General features: G+C 59.0%; 15 protein-coding genes. 3 read left to right on the forward strand and 12 right to left on the reverse strand.

The genetic code is table 11. The features are described from left to right. Nucleotides 1–6 precede the first annotated feature (6 nt). Together nadE and cho are read left to right on the forward strand one after the other, a co-directional pair. The gene (nadE, locus tag AC6I8F_RS10990) at nucleotides 7–834 is read left to right on the forward strand and encodes an NAD(+) synthase (protein ID WP_021506261.1); all 828 of its coding nucleotides are present in this window, start codon (nucleotides 7–9) and stop codon (nucleotides 832–834) included. Between the two features lie 111 nt (nucleotides 835–945). Beyond that, nucleotides 946–1,806, forward strand: coding sequence for an excinuclease Cho (gene cho / locus AC6I8F_RS10995; RefSeq protein ID WP_498028029.1), 861 nt, complete (start codon nucleotides 946–948; stop codon nucleotides 1,804–1,806). A gap of 78 nt (nucleotides 1,807–1,884) precedes the next feature. On the opposite strand, the gene spy is transcribed toward cho, so the two are convergent. The 6 genes from spy to AC6I8F_RS11025 form a co-directional block, all read right to left on the reverse strand. Beyond that, the gene (spy, locus tag AC6I8F_RS11000) at nucleotides 1,885–2,379 is read right to left on the reverse strand and encodes an ATP-independent periplasmic protein-refolding chaperone Spy (protein WP_021506263.1); all 495 of its coding nucleotides are present in this window, start codon (nucleotides 2,377–2,379) and stop codon (nucleotides 1,885–1,887) included. A 334-nt stretch (nucleotides 2,380–2,713) separates the two neighbouring features. Beyond that, entirely contained in the window at nucleotides 2,714–3,709 is a 996-nt protein-coding gene (gene astE / locus AC6I8F_RS11005; RefSeq protein ID WP_132462820.1) for a succinylglutamate desuccinylase, read from the reverse strand. A 45-nt stretch (nucleotides 3,710–3,754) separates the two neighbouring features. Further along, entirely contained in the window at nucleotides 3,755–5,083 is a 1,329-nt protein-coding gene (gene astB, locus AC6I8F_RS11010; RefSeq protein WP_498028030.1) for an N-succinylarginine dihydrolase, read from the reverse strand. Next, complete coding sequence (gene astD / locus AC6I8F_RS11015; RefSeq protein WP_498028031.1) at nucleotides 5,080–6,549, reverse strand: succinylglutamate-semialdehyde dehydrogenase; 1,470 nt, start codon at nucleotides 6,547–6,549, stop codon at nucleotides 5,080–5,082. The genes astB and astD overlap by 4 nt, the downstream gene beginning before the upstream one ends. After that, nucleotides 6,546–7,577, reverse strand: coding sequence for an arginine N-succinyltransferase (gene astA, locus AC6I8F_RS11020; protein ID WP_215480234.1), 1,032 nt, complete (start codon nucleotides 7,575–7,577; stop codon nucleotides 6,546–6,548). The genes astD and astA overlap by 4 nt, the downstream gene beginning before the upstream one ends. Next, nucleotides 7,574–8,794 (reverse strand): aspartate aminotransferase family protein, encoded by a 1,221-nt coding sequence (locus tag AC6I8F_RS11025; protein WP_058776245.1) that lies wholly within the window; start codon nucleotides 8,792–8,794, stop codon nucleotides 7,574–7,576. Before AC6I8F_RS11025 ends, astA begins: the two co-directional genes overlap by 4 nt. 870 nt (nucleotides 8,795–9,664) lie before the next feature. Between AC6I8F_RS11025 and AC6I8F_RS11030 the strand changes: the two genes are divergently transcribed. After that, on the forward strand, nucleotides 9,665–10,753 hold the full coding sequence (locus AC6I8F_RS11030) for a porin (protein WP_150058257.1): 1,089 nt from the start codon (nucleotides 9,665–9,667) through the stop codon (nucleotides 10,751–10,753). 93 nt (nucleotides 10,754–10,846) lie between these two features. On the opposite strand, the gene AC6I8F_RS11035 is transcribed toward AC6I8F_RS11030, so the two are convergent. The 6 genes from AC6I8F_RS11035 to AC6I8F_RS11060 all read right to left on the reverse strand — a co-directional run bounded on the left by AC6I8F_RS11035 (nucleotide 10,847) and on the right by AC6I8F_RS11060 (nucleotide 17,292). Then, entirely contained in the window at nucleotides 10,847–12,286 is a 1,440-nt protein-coding gene (locus tag AC6I8F_RS11035) for a YchO/YchP family invasin (RefSeq protein WP_498028032.1), read from the reverse strand. 220 nt (nucleotides 12,287–12,506) lie between these two features. Beyond that, complete coding sequence (gene cheZ, locus AC6I8F_RS11040) at nucleotides 12,507–13,148, reverse strand: protein phosphatase CheZ (RefSeq protein WP_058757663.1); 642 nt, start codon at nucleotides 13,146–13,148, stop codon at nucleotides 12,507–12,509. Between the two features lie 9 nt (nucleotides 13,149–13,157). Continuing rightward, nucleotides 13,158–13,547, reverse strand: coding sequence for a chemotaxis response regulator CheY (gene cheY / locus AC6I8F_RS11045; RefSeq protein ID WP_021506272.1), 390 nt, complete (start codon nucleotides 13,545–13,547; stop codon nucleotides 13,158–13,160). A gap of 39 nt (nucleotides 13,548–13,586) precedes the next feature. Further along, nucleotides 13,587–14,636 carry a protein-glutamate methylesterase/protein-glutamine glutaminase gene (locus AC6I8F_RS11050; protein WP_021506273.1) on the reverse strand — a complete coding sequence of 350 codons (1,050 nt, stop codon included), beginning with the start codon at nucleotides 14,634–14,636 and terminating at the stop codon, nucleotides 13,587–13,589. Then, nucleotides 14,633–15,508: a protein-glutamate O-methyltransferase CheR gene (cheR, locus tag AC6I8F_RS11055; protein ID WP_031279190.1), complete on the reverse strand. Its 876-nt coding sequence runs from the start codon at nucleotides 15,506–15,508 to the stop codon at nucleotides 14,633–14,635. Before cheR ends, AC6I8F_RS11050 begins: the two co-directional genes overlap by 4 nt. Nucleotides 15,509–15,612: 104 nt before the next feature. Further along, nucleotides 15,613–17,292, reverse strand: a complete 1,680-nt coding sequence (locus tag AC6I8F_RS11060) for a methyl-accepting chemotaxis protein (RefSeq protein WP_058785637.1) — start codon at nucleotides 17,290–17,292, stop codon at nucleotides 15,613–15,615. Nucleotides 17,293–17,356: the final 64 nt, after the last annotated feature.

Below are 17,356 nucleotides of genomic sequence, written 5' to 3' on the forward strand. Positions count from 1 at the left end.
AGGTTCATGTCACTGCAGCAGGAAATCATTCAGGCCCTGGGTGTTAAACCGGTTATCGACCCGCAGCAGGAGATCCGCGTCAGCGTCGATTTTCTGAAGTCCTATCTGAAAGCCCATCCGTTTATCAAAACCCTTGTGCTCGGCATCAGCGGCGGTCAGGACTCAACGCTGACCGGCAAGCTGGCGCAGACTGCTATCACTGAACTGCGTGAAGAGACCGGCGATCACGACTACAGCTTTATCGCCGTGCGCCTGCCGTATGGCGTGCAGGCTGACGAGCAGGATTGTCAGGATGCGCTGGCATTTATCCAGCCGGATCGCACGCTGGTGGTCAACATCAAAGAAGCGGTACTGGCCAGCGAGCGCGCGCTGCAGGAGGCGGGCATTGCCCTGTCGGATTTTGTGCGCGGCAACGAGAAAGCGCGCGAACGCATGAAAGCCCAGTACAGCATTGCCGGCATGACCAAAGGCGTCGTGGTCGGCACCGATCACGCCGCAGAAGCCGTGACCGGCTTCTTTACCAAGTACGGCGACGGCGGCAGCGACATCAACCCGATTTTCCGCCTCAACAAAGGCCAGGGCAAACAGCTGCTGAAAGCGCTCGGCTGCCCGGAACACCTCTATCTCAAACACCCCACCGCCGATCTGGAGGACGATCGTCCCGGTCTGCAGGATGAAGTGGCGCTGGGCGTGACCTATCAGCAGATTGATGATTTCCTCGAAGGCAAAACCATCGACGCCGACGCGGCGAAAATCATTGAAGGCTGGTATACCAAAACCGAGCATAAACGTCGTCCGCCGATCACCGTGTTCGACGATTTCTGGAAGAAGTAATCCCTGCGGCTTCCCGCTCCCCTTGCGGGAAGCCTGCCTCTTCACGTCCCCGCTGGCGAGAAAACGCGCACGCTGATATACTGTATGCACAACCAGTAAGCGGAGCGTTCTTTGGTCAGACGAGCAAACCGCCATCGCCTCGAATTTGATGCGGCGGCTATCTATCAATATCCCGAACATCTGCGTCAGTGGCTGGAAGGCTTGCCTAATCAGCCGGGCGTTTACACTTTCCACGGTGATAACGACAACCTGCCGCTGTACATCGGCAAGAGTATCAACCTGCGCAGCCGGGTGATGGCGCACTTTCGCACGGCAGATGAAGCCAGCATGCTGCGCCAGGCGCGACGCGTCAGCTGGATCCCTACCGCCGGGGACGTGGGCGCACAGCTGCTCGAAGCGCAGATGATCAAAACGCAGCAGCCGCTGTTTAATAAGCGCCTGCGCAAAAACCGCCAGCTGTGCTCGCTGCAGCTGGGCGACGGCGCACCGCAGGTGGTGTACGCGCGCGATCTCGATTTCTCCACCTCGCCAGACCTGTACGGACTATTCCGCAGCCGCTTTGCCGCGTTAGAGAAGCTGAAAAGCCTTGCCGATGAGCTGCGCCTGTGTCACGGCCTGCTGGGATTAGAGCGCCTGCAGCCGGGACGCGGCTGTTTCCGCGCGGCGCTTAAACGCTGTGCCGGTGCCTGCTGCGGGGCGGAACCGTTGGCGGCGCATCAAGAGCGCCTGCTGGCAGGGCTGGAGCAGCTGCGCGTGGTGTGCTGGCCGTGGCAGGGCCCGGTGGGTATGGTGGAGCGCGGGACGGAGATGACGCAGATTCACGTCATCGATCACTGGTTCTGGCTGGGATCGGTCAGCAGTGAGCAGGAAGCGCGTCAGCTGCAGCGTGCGCGTCACGGCTTCGACCATGACGGCTACAAAATTCTCTGCCGACCGCTGCTGTCCGGCGTTTATCCGTTGATTGAGCTGTAACGCAAAACCGCCGACGCTGCCCAAAGCAGCGTGTGCAATGGACAACGTCGGCGGTCTCAAACCGGTGAGCTAAACGGCTTATTCGCCATCAGCCGGCGGTGGCGGCATTTTACCGTCGTGCGGGCCTTTTTCTGTCAGACGTTTCTCAAAGTTGGCGTTGTACTGCTTCTTCTGGTCTGGCGTCAGCACGTTATAGATCTTGTTCTGGGTTTCCAGCATCTTCAGCGCATGCTCTTTTGCATTGGCGCTCATTTTGTCTGCCTGCGCTTCGGCTTTGGCACGGTCAAAGGTGTCGGATGCGATGATGCTGTGGTTAGCACGACGCTCTTCCAGCGATGGACGCTTCATGTCTTTGTGGCTGTCACGCAGGATGTCGCGAATCTGGGTTTTCTGTGCGTCGGTCAGGTTGAGGTCTTTGAACATCATGTCCATGCCGTGGTGGCGCATCGGCTTGTGCATCGGTTTTTCACTGCCCGCTGGCGGCGGCGTCAGGTTGTCAGCCGCAGCATGGACGATATTGGCGGCGCCGAAAGCCATTGCGGTAGCCAGAAACAGGGAGGTCAGTTTACGCATAATATTGTCCTTACTTTTCAGTTTAATGACGACAGCCTGTGTCGCGTCTTCGGAAACAAGCATACGACGCTGAACGTCAACTACTCAGAGGCTGAGTAAAGCCCTGCAAGCATAAAAGACAGTTATCGGGCAATCATGGAGAGATTGCGAAGAAATGCGTGAGGAATTGCAAAAGAGTATGACGATCAAGGGGAAAGCGCAGGAATTAAGGAGGAGTGTAATGGCTTTGTCGGTTTTGCGGAAGGGAAAATGTCGTTAATTTGCGCACGTTCTCTGCTCACCCGTGACCTCTCCCGTCACAGGGAGAGGAGGGATTGCCGGGTAAAGCTTTCGATTACAACTCCAGCGCCTGGGTCTGCTCACTCTCCTCCACCAGCATCAGCCCGGCGCGCAGGCCCGGTGCCACGTTGGGATTGGGGAACAGCACATATTCACGCGCCTGCTGCACGTAATAGCGCCGCTCACCCTCTTCTGCCAGCAGCGTGCCCTGCGGGAAAGCCGTGAAGTTGAGAGTTTCCGGGCCCATATGCAGAACAAACTGCTCGCCGTGCCGGGTGATTTGCTGCGCCACGCGGTAATGGCGCGGCGTCTCGCGCACCGCCGGCAGCGCCTCACCGTACAGCAGCGCCGCCAGCGCACGCTGCACGCCGCTGAACTGAGTAAGATCGTTCTCGCCAAACGGCAGCGCCTTTCCCAGCTCCAGCGTACAGCTGGCTGCCGCGTAGTGTTCACAGCTGAAGTGGGTGAAGGTGCCGCCCGGCGCACGGTGAAACACCAGCGCCTCCAGCTCGGCCGCTGCCAGCCAGTGTAAAAAATCCGCTGGCCACGGCTGGCTGTTGAGCGGCATCACGCCAAAGCGCGTATGCCACGAACCCCGAATCGCGGTGTGCAAATCGAGATGCCAGCGAATTTCGTGATCGAGACACTCGCACCAGAAGTTCTCCAGCGCCTGCTCCAGTTGCAGCGCGCGCTGCGCCTCCGGTACGTCGGCCACCTGTTGCCAGCGGCCACCGAACAGCCGGTTGATATCATAATGCTGGTAGCGTTTGCCGCTGCGCAGCGCCGCCGGGTTGCCGAGGATCACCAGCAGGCGCACGGCCAGCGGTTTTTCCCCCTGCAGCAGCGGCGTCAGCAACAGATTGAGGATCTCCACCGGGGCAGTCTCGTTGCCGTGAATCCCGGCGGAGAGAACCAGCGCCTGCTGCGTGGACGTATGCGGTGTCAGGGATAGTATGCCCTCATCATGCCACTGCCAGTGCAGGTGGGCGTTACTGCCCTGCCGCTGCGCGGGCGGCCTGCCTGACAGGGTTTGCTGTAAAAAGTCCTGCATGTTCACTCCTTTCTGACACAGGGGGCAACACATTTGCCCCCGGCGTTAACGCTGAAACGCGTAGACACTGCCTAAGTCTAGCAGCTGTGTCAGCTCGTCCAGCGCGCTTCGCCCTTCGCTCAGCAGCTGCGGATCGGCCAGGTCGGCCTGCGTCAGCCGGTCGCGATAGTGACGATCCACCCAGTCATTCAGACGCGTAAACAGGCGATCGTTCATCAGCACCGCCGGATTGACGGCCTGACGCTCCGCCTCGGTTAACACCACGCGCAGACGCAGACAAGCCGGTCCGCCGCCGTTGCACATGCTCTCACGCAGATCAAACACCTGCAGCGCGCGAATCGGGCCGCCGCTCTCCACCAGCTCGCTCAGGTAGCGCCACACGCCGGGATGCTGGCGCGACTCTTCCGGCAGCACCAGCCGCATGCCGCCGTCCGGATGCTGCAGCAGCTGGCTGTTAAACAGATAGGTGTTCACCGCATCGGCCACTGACACGCGATCGCGCGGCACCACAACCGGCTGGAAACCCGGCACCTGTTCCGCCAGCTGTTGCAGCAGCTGGGGCTGGTCGACAAACGCCTCTTCGTGGCAGAAAAACACCTGCTGATTGCTGACGGCGATTACATCATTGTGGAACACCCCCTGATCGATCACCGCCGGATTTTGCTGAGCAAACAGCGTGCGCGCGTCATCCAGCTGATGCAGTCTCGCCACCGCCGCGCTGGCTTCACGCGTCTGGCGCGCCGGATAGCGCGCCGGTGCACTGCCCTGCTGCTGGCCGTCGCGACCGTAGACAAACAGCTGAACGCCGGGCGCGCCATAGTCAGCGCCGAAGCGGTTATGGTTGGCTGCGCCTTCGTCACCAAACAGCGCCACCTGCGGCAGCGCGTCGTGTACGCTGAAGTGGCGGCCATCGCGGAAGATGGCGCGCAGCAGATCGGCGGTTTCCGGCGCTTCAATCGCCCGGTGGAACTTATTGTTGAGGTTAGCAACGGTAAAATGCACTTTGCCGTCGGCGCTGTCGGCCGATGGCGAAACCGTGGCCGCATTGGCCACCCACATCGCCGACGCCGAACTGGCCGCTGACAGCAGCTGCGGTGCCTGCCGGGCTGCTTTGGCTAGCACCTGCGCATCGCTGCCGCTGAATCCCAGCTGGCGCAGCAGCGGCAGATTAGGCCGCTCGTGCGGAGGGATAACCCCCTGCACATAGCCCATGTCGGCCAGCGCCTTCATTTTCAGCAGCCCCTGTTTGGCCGCCAGTCGCGGATTGGAGAGCTGCAGCTGATTGCGCGTGGAGGCTTCGTTGCCAAACGACAGGCCAGCGTAGTGGTGCGTCAGGCCGACCAGACCATCAAAGTTTGCTTCAAACGCCTTCATGATGTCGCTCCTGAAGCAGCAAAATCGAGCCCCGGCGACAGGCTGCCCGGCAGCGCTAAGCTGCTGCTCTCCAGCGAGGCCATCGGCCAGGCGCAGTAATCCGCCGCGTACCAGGCGCTGGCACGGTGATTACCGGAAGCGCCCACGCCGCCAAAGGGTGCCGAACTGGCGGCGCCGGTCAGCGGTTTATTCCAGTTCACGATGCCGGCGCGCGCTTCCAGCAGCAGCTGATCAAACTGGTCACGCTGCGGTGACACCAGCCCGCACGACAATCCGTAGCGCGTGTCGTTGGCGAGGCGAATCGCCTGCGCGTAATGATCGTAGCGGATGACCTGCAGCAGCGGTCCGAACACCTCTTCGTCAGGCAGTCCGGCGACGCCGGTCATGTCGATGATGCCGGGCGTGATAATGGCGCTGTCGCGATCCGGCCAGCGCATCGCCAGCAACTCCTTGCCACCCAGCTCAACCCGCTGCTGCCAGGCGGCGAAGATCTGCCCGGCGGCGGCGGGCGAAATCACGCTGCCCATAAACGGCTGCGGTTCGGCGTCCCACGCTGCCGGTTTGAGGCGCGCACTCACCTCGACCAGGCGCTGCAGGAAGGCATCACCCGCCGCACCGCGTTTCACCAGCAAACGACGCGCGCAGGTGCAGCGCTGGCCGGCGGTAATGAACGCCGACTGAATGGCGATATGCACCGCGCCATCAATGTCGGCCGGATCTTCCACAATCAGCGCATTGTTGCCGCCCATCTCCAGCGCCAGCATTTTCTCCGGCTGTCCGGCGAACTGGCGATGCAGGTGATAGCCGGTAGCCGCGCTACCGGTAAACAGCAGGCCGTCAATCTGCTCCGCCTGCGCCAGCGCCTGGCCGGTATCACGTCCGCCCTGTAACAGCGCCAGCGTACCCGCCGGCAGGCCCGCTTCCTGCCACAGCTGCACGGTTTTCTCTGCGGTGGCGGGGGTCAGTTCGCTCGGTTTAAACAACACGCAGTTGCCCGCCAGCAGCGCCGGCACGATATGTCCGTTCGGCAGATGACCGGGGAAGTTATACGGGCCGAATACTGCCAGCACGCCGTGCGGCCGGTGGCGCAGTGAACTCTCACCCTCCGCCTGCTCGCCGGTGCGGGTGTGATAAGCCTTAATCGAAATGGCCACTTTATTGATCATCGCCTGCACTTCGGTCAGCGTTTCCCAGCGCGGTTTGCCGGTCTCACGTGCGATGATCGCCGCCAGCTCGGTTTTATCCCGCTCCAGCAGACGGGCAAAATCCTCTACCCGCGCCTGGCGGGCAGCAAACGGCAGACGTGCCCATGCCGGGAACGCCGCGCGAGCCGCCTCACAGGCCGCCGCCACCTGCGCCGCAGAAGCAGCGTTGCCCTGCCATAAGATCTTGCCGCTCACCGGATTGTGTTTACTCAGCGTCTCCGCGCTGCCCGGCTGCCATTCACCGTTGATAAAATGCGTCATGCGTTATTCTCCTCGCGACCCAGGGTAACCACCCGCAGCGAATCGCCATAGTCGCAGCGCAGCGCGGTGCGCTGCTGCTGATTAATCAGAACCTGACCGGATGCGATATCGACCGGCAGCATCGCCACGCGGAACTGCTGATAGTCGCAGTTCGCCACCAGACACAGCGGCCAGTGCGCCTCAGCTTCGCCTTCGCTGGCGGTCAGCACTTTGCTCTTGCGGATGGCGCGGATGCGGTCGATCTCACACTCCAGCGTCGGGCCGCCGTCAAAGATGTCGATATAGTTGAGATAGCGGAAACCCTCGGCTTCCAGCACCGCGCGCGCCGGCGCGGTTTTCGGGTGGACTTCACCAATCACCTGCTGTGCCGCTTCCGACAGATAGTGGATATACAGCGGATGCTTGGGCATCAGTTCTGCGATAAAAGCTTTTTGCCCGGTGCCGCTGAGAAAATCGGCCTGGCGAAACTCCATGGAGAAGAAACGGCTGCCCACGCTATCCCAGAATGGCGAATGTCCCTGCTCGTCGCTGACGCCGCGCATCTCCGCAACCACGTGCTTCATGAAGCGCTCGCGGAAATTCGCCATAAACAGAAAGCGCGACTTGGACAGCAGATGGCCATTTTTTCCGTCGCGGTAGTCAGGATCGAGGAACAGCGTGCACAGTTCGCTGCTGCCGGTGTGATCGTTACTCAGCGACAGCGTCGGCAAACTGGCGTAAACGTTCAGCTCTTTCGAGGCGTGTACCTGGGTACCGACGCGGAAGTTGTACCAGGGATCCTGCAAACCTACCGCCACTTCAATGGCGCAGATGCCGACGGCGCGATTATCACTGCTATCCGCCAGCACAAACACGTAGCCCTGTTCAGCGCGCGGCAGCGCGTCCTGCCAGGTCTGCAGCGAGCGCTCAATGCGCGCCTTCAGCGTCTCGCTGTCAGCGGGCAGCGAGGTCAGACCGCCGCCGGTTTTCCCCGCCAGCGCCAGCAGCTGCGGCAGATCGTCACGTTCGACGGGGCGAATCACCATCATGATGTGGCTCCTTTGAGCACGCGTGCGCAGGCGCGTTCGAAGCGCGCCAGCCCTTCTTTTACTTCACGCTCGCTGATGTTCAGCGCCGGCGCAAAGCGCACCACGCTGGCACCGGCGATCAGTACCATCACGCCCTCTTCCGCCGCCGTCAGGTTGAACTGTTTGGCTTTACCGGCAAAATCGTCATTCAGTACCGCGCCAATCAGCAGCCCCAGGCCGCGAATCTCTTTAAACACCGGCAGCCGCTGGTTGATCTCCTGCAGCGCCGTGACAAACCACTGGTGCCGCTCGGCCACGCCAGCCATAAACTCAGGCTGATTGATCAGCTCCATCACTTTACCGGCCACCGCACCGGCCAGCGGGTTGCCGCCGTAGGTGGTGCCGTGCGTGCCGACGCCCATCACCTGCGCCAGATCTTCACGCGTCAGCATCGCACCGATGGGGAAGCCGCCGCCCAGCGCCTTGGCGGTGCTTAGCACATCAGGCGTGACGCCGTAATGCATATAGGCATACAGCGAGCCGGTACGGCCGACGCCGCTCTGCACTTCATCAAAAATCAGCAGCGCCTGGTGGCGGTCGCACAGTTCGCGCAGTCCGCGCAGGAACGCCGGATCGGCCGGTAATACACCGCCCTCGCCCTGAATCGGCTCGACGATGACCGCGCAGGTCTGGTCATTAATTAAGGCCGCCGCCGAGGCCAGATCGTTAAAGGTGGCATGCTGAATGGCTGGCGGTAACGGGGCGAAGTCGCGCGAATAGGCGGGCTGGCCGCCAGCTGAAACGGTGAACAGGGTGCGGCCGTGGAAAGCATTGGTGAAGGCGACGATACCGTTTTTTTCGGCACCGAAACGGTCGTGCGCCACTTTACGCGCCAGCTTCAGCGCGGCCTCGTTGGCTTCCGCCCCGGAGTTACAGAAGAACACGCGGTCAGCAAAGGTGGCATCAATCAGCTGCTTCGCCAGGCGCAGAATCGGTTCGTTGGTGTAGCCGTTGCCGGTGTGCCACAGTTTACCGGCCTGCTCGGTCAGCGCCTGCTGCAGCGCGGGATGGGCATGGCCAAGCGCGTTCACCGCGATGCCACCGGCAAAATCGATGTACTCTTTGCCCTGCTGATCCCACAGCGTAGAACCTTCGGCACGCACCGGCACAAAAGCCGCAGGGGCATAAACCGGCATCATCCATTGATCGAAATCGTGACGTGAAACCTGCAGTGACATAGCCATTTCTCCTGCCTCACTTCGGGTGAAGCTTTTGTTTTAAAATTGTTAAAAGTTGCTGAGTTGCAGCTCGACTATAGAGTGCAGTTAACGTGCCAGCCAGAGGAAAAAATGCATAAATCAGGTTCAGCAACGAAATATCAATGATTTACGCCCTTTCGCTATGCACATTTAATGCATAAAAAGTGAATAACCATCCGATAACAGCGGCACCGCAGTAATTTGTTTAGCGGATTTATGCATTCGCAAAATGAAATATTGCTTTTGTGATCGCACAGCAGATATTTCGCCAAAATGAGGCGTCTGCTGCGCCATTTTGGGGCGCACTGCGCTTAACGGGTGCAAGTGACAGTCCGGTTCAGGCATCGGCGTGGTACAGGTCGGCCGCTTATTAGTAACAACTGATTAACTTATTTTGGCTAGCCTGTGCCAGGCTGGCCGGTAATTAAACGTATTAAAGCTCGGGATATTATTTAGCCTGAAATAAACCGACACAGTGCGTCAATGCGGATAATTTACGGGGTGACTATCAGCCTGCTTTGATTCATAAGCATTGAACTTTATGGCATAGGCTTGTGCTATTTAAGGCAATAAAACGCTATTTTTATTAAGTCATACCCATCTTAATTTAATCATTATTTATCAATAAGATAAATATTAATCGTCGATTAAACGCTCACTTAATCATGATAAGTAAAAGCGATTCTCATTTCCGAATAATGGAATTGGCGTATGAAAATCGCACAAATAGCCAATAAGAAATTATTTGTTACAACTATTGCACTACTGATCTTTATCCTTTTGTGTCATTTTCTTGTCACCCCACCAGGGGCTTAAAAAATTAAAAAATAACACAGGGTAAAAATATAAATGATGAAGCGCACTTTACTGGCAGCAGTCATGCCATTGCTGCTGGGACTTTCTGTGGCTCAGGCCGCTGAAATCTATAATAAGGATGGTAACAAGCTGGATCTGGTCGGCAAAATTAACGTGTCGCACCTGTTCTCCGATGACACCACCAATGATGGTGATACCTCATCGTATGTCCGTATCGGTTTTAAGGGCGAAACCAAAATTACCGATCAGCTGACCGGCTACGGTTTCTGGCAATCGCAGTTCAGTCTGCGTAACACGGAAGGCGCCGATGCGCAGGCCGGTAACAAAACCCGCCTCGGCTATGCGGGTCTGAAGTTTGCGCAGTTTGGTTCGATCGACTATGGCCGTAACTATGGTCTGATTTATGACGTGCTGGGCTATACCGATATGCTGCCTTTCTTCGGCGGTGATTCCGGTTATGTCGATGCTTTCCTGTCCGGTCGCTCCACCGGCGTGCTGACCTGGCGTAACAAAGATTTCTTCGGTCTGGTTAAAGGCTGGAACGTCGCAGCGCAGTACGAAGGGAAAAACGAGCGCAGCGACAGCGCGGCAACGCCAAACCTGGCGGTACGTCGCTCTAACGGTGATGGTTTCGCCCTTTCCACCTCGTATGATACCGACTTTGGCCTGAGCGCGGTTGCCGCCTATGCCAGCCTCAATCGCGTCAGCGCGCAAAACCTTGCCACCTACGGCAGAGGTGAGAAAGCCGAACACTGGGAAACCGGGGTGAAATATGATGCTAACCAGCTCTATCTGGCGACCATCTACGGCGAATCCCACAACGCTACGCCAATCGGTAACATCGGGTTCGCCAACAAAGCGGTGAATTTTGAAGCCGTGGCGCAGTATCAGTTCCTGAACGGTTTCCGTCCGTCGCTGGGCTACGTGAGCTCAAAGGGCAAAAATATTGAAAACGTCGGCGACGCCTGGCTGTTCAAATACGCGTCCGTGGGTGCCACCTACTACTTCAACAAGAACATGTCGGTCTACAGCGAATACCGCATCAACCTGCTGAAAGATGACAACGCGCTGCGCCTGAAAACCGACGATATTACCGCGGTAGGTCTGGTGTACCAGTTCTGATGGTGATTTACCCTCATGGCATCCCGGCAAGTGTCGGCTGAGGATGCAGCAAAGGGCAGCTCCGGCTGCCCTTTTTCTTTGGTGCCGCGCTGATTATGGCGCCAGCAGGTCGAAGCGGTTTTCGCCCCCCTGCTCCAGCATCACCGGCGGCTGCACCTGCAGCGTAATCCAGTTGGAAGTCACGCGATTTTGCTTGCTGTCCTCCAGTGTCACTGACAGGCGATAACTGTTGTTCGCCTCAGGCGACGCATCCCACGCCGGCATAATGATACTCCAGCCCTGTGGATCGTTGGGATCGGCACCCGGCGTCAGGCTCAGCGCCTGCGTATCGCCCTGCCAGCTGACTTTACTGATTGGATGTGCACTGCGGATCTGCAGTTTCAGCGGCAAACTCTCGCCCGCATTGAGCTGCCACGGCGGCGTGGCGAGGAATACCGACAGGGTTTTACGCTGGCGGAACTCCAGCACCGGCGTATTGCTGCGCGTGACCAAATCATAGCGACTACCGCGCAGCGAACGCGCGGCGGCGACGTTATCCGGATTGAGCTGCTGACTGAGCGCCACGCCAAAGCGGTAGTTGAGACGTAAGCCGAGCTGATCCTGGCTCTCGCCTTCATTACTGGTTTTGTGGCTGGCCGATACGGTGACCAGCGGCACTGGCGTGTAGGAGACGCCCAGCGTCAGCGCTGAAGGATTGTGGTAGCTGTTGCCGGAATTAAACAGATCGACATTGTTGCCGAGATACTGCTGCCAGCTGACCGACACGCCCAGCTGGCGGTAAAACGGCAGATAGCCCTGGGTAGTGACATCATACCCGCGCGCCAGCCGCTGCTGCTGGAACGGGTTGCGATTGCGCCAGCCGGACAGCGGTGTGTAGTAGTTGGCGGATAAGCGCAGGTAATCGCTCCAGGCCTCGGTGCCCAGCGAAGCGCGCTGCAAGCCGCTGTCAAACAGCCTATCAACGAAGCCGTTATAGCCCAGCAGCCAGCTGCCGGCCACCCAGCGCTGTCCCAGCCCGGCATTGCCCACCAGCCCGTCATCGGTCTGGTGCACGCCCAGCTGGCTGAACGTGAGGTAATTGTAGCGATCGGTCCATGGCGTCAGCAGCGAAGCCCCGCTGCCGCTGAAGTTGCCCTCCATATCGACGTTAAGATCGATCTGTGCCTGGCCATAAGGTGACAGCAGCGACTGCCCTTCATCCGCCACCCGGGTAGCAACCTCATCACGAAAATGGTTAAACGCCCAGATACCGGCCTGCTGGCCCAGCGTGGTGTCGCTGTCGCTGTTCTGGCTGGCCTCGCCAATGCTTTTGGCAATGCCCGCCAGCTTTTTACTGAACGCCGACGTATCGTCCTGATAGCCCAGCGCCGGTAATTCATCAGCGATTTTCTGGAAACGTGCCGGATCGGCAAACGGTGTTGCGGAGACGTCGCTGTTGCCGGTGAAGGCCTGCGCAGGCGCAACGGCCACCAGTACAGGGGCCCCTAAGGTTACAGCAGCGAAAATTTTGCGGGTCAGAACCAATGGCAGCATAGCAAAAGAGTAGTCGTTTCAGTTTAGAATTTGAAGTAGCTCACAAAACTGTACGAGGTTACCTTAACATATCCTCGCGCCAACGTAGGACTTGTCTTGCTATGTTTCAGAATTTACGCCACCCAAGGGCATGCAGGGCGATCAGACGGGAAAACACGTCGTGCGGCCCCCTCTCCCGGGCGGGAGAGGGTTCGGATGCGGGTTGAACACCCGATCAGCATTAAAAACCTAAACTGTCCAGCAGGTCGTCAACCTGGTCCTGGCTGGATACCACACCTGGCGCGTTAGCATGGATCTGCGGACCGTTCAGCAGGCTGTTGCCCTCTTTACGTGCCGCCGCATTGGCTTCCGGCATGTTCTCCAGCAGTACCATCAGCAGCTGGCGTTCGATCTCCTGGATCACATCCATCATGCGCTTGATTACCTGACCGGTCAGGTCCTGGAAATCCTGCGCCATCATGATTTCCAGCAGCTGCTTGTTGGTGTACGCCGTGTGAGACGGCACGTCGTCAAGGAACTGGCGCGTGTCCGAAACCAACTCGCGTGCATCCGCCAGCTCGATCGGGTTTTCAAACCAGGCATCCCAGCGGCCTTTCAGCTGGGTGGCGCCGGCTTCCATCTGGTCCTGGTGTGGCTGCGCCGCTTCCACACAGTTCAGCGCACGTTCCGCTGCCTGTGCGGTCATCTGCACCACATAATCCAGACGGTCACGCGCGTCCGGAATCGCTTCTGCCGCTTCGGCAATGGCCTGATCCAGCCCCAGTTCGCGCAGGCTGTCACGCAGCATACGTGTCAGAGAGCCAATCCGGGCAATAATCTCGTGTGCCGAAGCTTCTTCAGTTGGTTTCGGAAGGTCGCTCATCACATCTCCTTACATACCCAGTTTTTCGAAGATTTTGCCCAACTTCTCTTCCAGCGTGGCGGCGGTGAAAGGCTTCACCACGTAACCGCTGGCACCGGCCTGCGCGGCGGCGATGATGTTCTCTTTCTTGGCTTCGGCAGTGACCATCAGCACCGGCAGTTTGCCCAGCGTGGCGTCGGCGCGAATGGTCTGCAGCAGTTCCAGACCGTCCATGTTCGGCATGTTCCAGTCAGAGATAACGAAATCGAAGCCGCCTGCACGCAGTTTGGTCAGGGCGTCGACGCCATCCTCGGCCTCTTCCACGTTATTGAATCCTAGCTCTTTCAGCAGGTTACGGACGATACGACGCATCGTGTTGAAGTCGTCCACTACCAAAAAGCGCATGTTTTTATCAGCCATATCTACTCCTGTGTTGTCTTGTCCGGCAGGACCGGCTCGTTAAATTCGCAATGCCTGTCCGGCGCTAATTTTGGCCAGCATATGCTGGCTGATGTGGCCCAGATCGACCACTTCACTGGTGCCGCCCATCGCTATCGCTTCGCGCGGCATACCAAATACCACACAGCTGGCTTCATCCTGGGCGATGGTCCACGCGCCGGCGCGGTGCATTTCCAGCATCCCGGCCGCGCCGTCGTTGCCCATGCCGGTCAGAATGACCCCCACTGCATTTCGCCCGGCGTTGACCGCAACCGAGCGGAACAGGACGTCCACCGACGGTTTATGGCGGTTCACCGGCGGTCCGTCGTTCAGTTTCACCACGTAGTTGGCACCGCTGCGCGCCAGCTCCATGTGCATCGCGCCCGGCGCGATATAGGCGTGACCGGGCAAAATTCGCTCGCCGTCTTCCGCCTCTTTTACGGTGATCTGGCACAGCTTGTTCAGCCGCTCGGCAAACGAGCGGGTAAAACCGGGCGGCATATGCTGCGTAATCAGCAGCGCCGGGCTGGTGGCCGGCAGCGGCTGCAGCACATGGCGAATCGCCTCGGTGCCGCCGGTTGAAGAGCCGATAGCAATCAGCTTTTCACTGCTCAGCAGCGGTCCCGCTTTCAGCATTACCGGCTGCGGCGTGGCGGCACGCGCATGCAGTTTGGCGCGCGCGGCGGCGCGAATCTTGTCGGCGATCATCTGGCTGTAGGCCAGCATGCCTTCACGGATGCCGAGCTGCGGCTTGGTGACGAAATCTACCGCGCCTAACTCCAGCGCACGCAGCGTCACTTCCGATCCTTTACCGGTCAGCGACGAAACCATCACCACCGGCATCGGCCGCAGGCGCATCAGTTTTTCGAGGAAGTCGAGGCCATCCATACGCGGCATTTCGACATCCAGCGTCAGCACCTGCGGGTTGTACTGTTTGATCAAATCCCGCGCTACCAGCGGGTCCGGCGCCGTCGCGACCATCTCCATATCGGGATGGCTGTTGATGATCTCCGTCATCAACTGGCGCATCAGCGCGGAATCATCCACGCACATCACGGTGATTTTGCTCATCGTCTTTCCTTGGTCAGTCCATAGACAGTCTGTCCACGCAGCCAGAACTCTTTACTGATCTGACTGAAGTTTTCCGAATGCCCGGCAAACAGCAGACCGCCCGGCTTCAGCAGGGGGACAAAACGGCGCAGAATTTGTTCCTGCGTCTCTTTATCGAAATAGATCATCACGTTACGACAGAAAATCGCGTCGAACGGCCCCGGCAACGCCCAGTCGTGCGCCAGTAAATTGAGTTGCGCATAGTTCACCATGTTGGCCAGCTCGCTGCGCACGCGCACCATGCCGGCGTGCGGGCCGGTGCCGCGCAGGAAGAAGCGCTGCAGCTGCGACTGCGATAAGGTGCGCAGCTCCTCCTGGCGATAAACGCCCGCTACCGCTTTCTCCAGCACCTGGGTATCAATATCACTGGCGTGGACGGAAAATTTCCCCGGTCCGGTGCCCAGCGTTTCTGCCAGCGTCATGGCAATCGAGTATGGCTCTTCACCGGTTGAGGCGGCGGTGCTCCACACGCTGTAGTTGCCGCTGCGTTTGCGCGCATGCTCTGCCAGAATCGGGAAGTGGTGCGCCTCACGGAAAAATGAGGTCAGGTTGGTGGTCAGTGCGTTAATAAACGCCTGCCACTCGGCACTGTTCGGGTCCTGCTCCAGCAGCGCCAGATAGCGACCAAAATCATCAATATTCAGCATGCGCAGCCGACGTACCAGACGGTTGTAAACCATCTCGCGTTTGTGGTCGGCCAGCACGATGCCCGCGCGCTGATAGATCAGCTGGCTGATACGACGAAAATGTGTATCGGAAAGCGGCAGGCGCTGCACCATTTGTGAGAGCAGCGTCGTGGCTTCATTTTGATCCAATAACGTCGATTTCTTCATTTCGGGTCACCCGGCAACAAACTGATTAAATTGTGATACTGCGGTTGCTACTGTGCTGCCAGTGCACACCATTCACACGGGCCGCCCTGCGGCGGCCACAAGGGTTAAAAGGTTTCCCAGTTATCGTCAGCGCCACGAGCTCCTGCCGCTGGCGCCAGCGCCTGCGGTGCAGACGGACGCGCAATTTTTGGCGCTGTAGTTACGTTAACGGCCTGGGCGACAAATTCTTTACCAATATTGAACACCGCCACCGACTGTTTCAGTCGGCTGGCCTGATCTTCCAGCGCCGCTGCCGCCGTCGCGGACTCTTCCACCAGCGCCGCGTTCTGCTGGGTGACGCGGTCCATCTCGTTCACCGCCAGGCCAACCTGGTCGATACCGCGGCTCTGCTCATCGGAAGCCGAGGCGATTTCGCCCATGATGTCGGTCACGCGGGTCACCGCGTTGACGATCTCGCTCATGGTTTCGCCCGCGCTCTCTACCAGCACCGAGCCGGTATTGACGCGGCTGACCGAGTCTTCAATCAGGCCTTTGATCTCCTTCGCCGCCTGCGCGCTGCGCTGGGCCAGACTGCGCACCTCGCCCGCGACCACGGCGAAACCACGCCCCTGCTCACCGGCGCGTGCCGCTTCCACCGCGGCGTTCAGCGCGAGGATATTGGTCTGGAAGGCGATACCGTCAATCACGCTGGTGATATCGGCAATCTTCTTCGAGCTGCCGGCGATGTCCTTCATGGTGCTGACCACGCCATCGACCACTTTGCCGCCCTGCTGCGCCGTTTCGGACGCGTTCAGCGCCAGCTGCGACGCCTGACGGGCGTTTTCCGCGTTTTGCTTCACGGTGGCGGTCAGCTGCTCCATGCTGGCCGCGGTCTGCTCCAGCGATGCGGCCTGCTGTTCGGTACGCGAAGAGAGATCGTTGTTGCCCATGGCGATTTCGCTGGCGCCGGTGTAGATGGCGTCCGAACCGTCGCGCACGATGCGTACGGTGCGCGCCAGCTCCTGCTGCATGTGCTGCAGCGAACTGAGCAGGTCGCCCATTTCGTTACGTACGCTGAGATCGACCGGCTGCGTCAGATCGCCGCGCGCAATATGGCGGATGTGCTCAATGCTCTGCTGCAGCGGACGGATCAGCGCCGTACGCATGCCGCTCCACACCAGCGCAATCACCAGCAGCGTCACCAGCAGCGTGCCGACTACCAGCATAATCGCGTGTTGGTAAGCGCTCTCATTGGCGTCAATGCCCTGTTTTGCCAGCACAATGTTGTAGGCGAGCCAGGCGTTGTAATCCTTTTCAAATTTGTCCTGAAAACCCTGCGTTGGCTGATCGACAAAGCCTTTAAAGTTACCGGCACTGAGAAAATCAATCAGCTCGGCCAGCGCCCCGCGAAACGCGTTGTAGTTAGCCTGCAGCGTCAGCACGTTCTCCGCGCTTTTGCCCTTTTCCGACAGGTTAGCGTTGAACTCGGCAAAGCTCTGATCGGCGGTTTTCAGCTCCGTATTGGCCAGCGCCACCAGATCTTTTACCGTGGCACCGGAGCCGGCCTGCTGACTGTCCAGCAGATAGCGGATACCGGCACGGTTCAGTGTGTTACGCGCCTGTACCAGCGAAACCCATGAGGTGCCCATCGCCCTTTGCAGGGTGCTAAGACGTTGGTTGTACGCAAAATTATCTTTATCGGCTTTCACCGTTGAAAAAAACATTCCTCCGGAAAACAGCTGCAGTAAGGCAAATAACGCCAGCACACACAGCAGGCCGGATACCACTCGAACACGACTAAACATAAACACCTCATTAATTGGCGGATCGCTGGTGTTATCGGCGCGCAGGCGCGGATCTTTATGTGAG

It is taken from the genome of gamma proteobacterium symbiont of Axiagastus rosmarus (assembly GCF_059730925.1).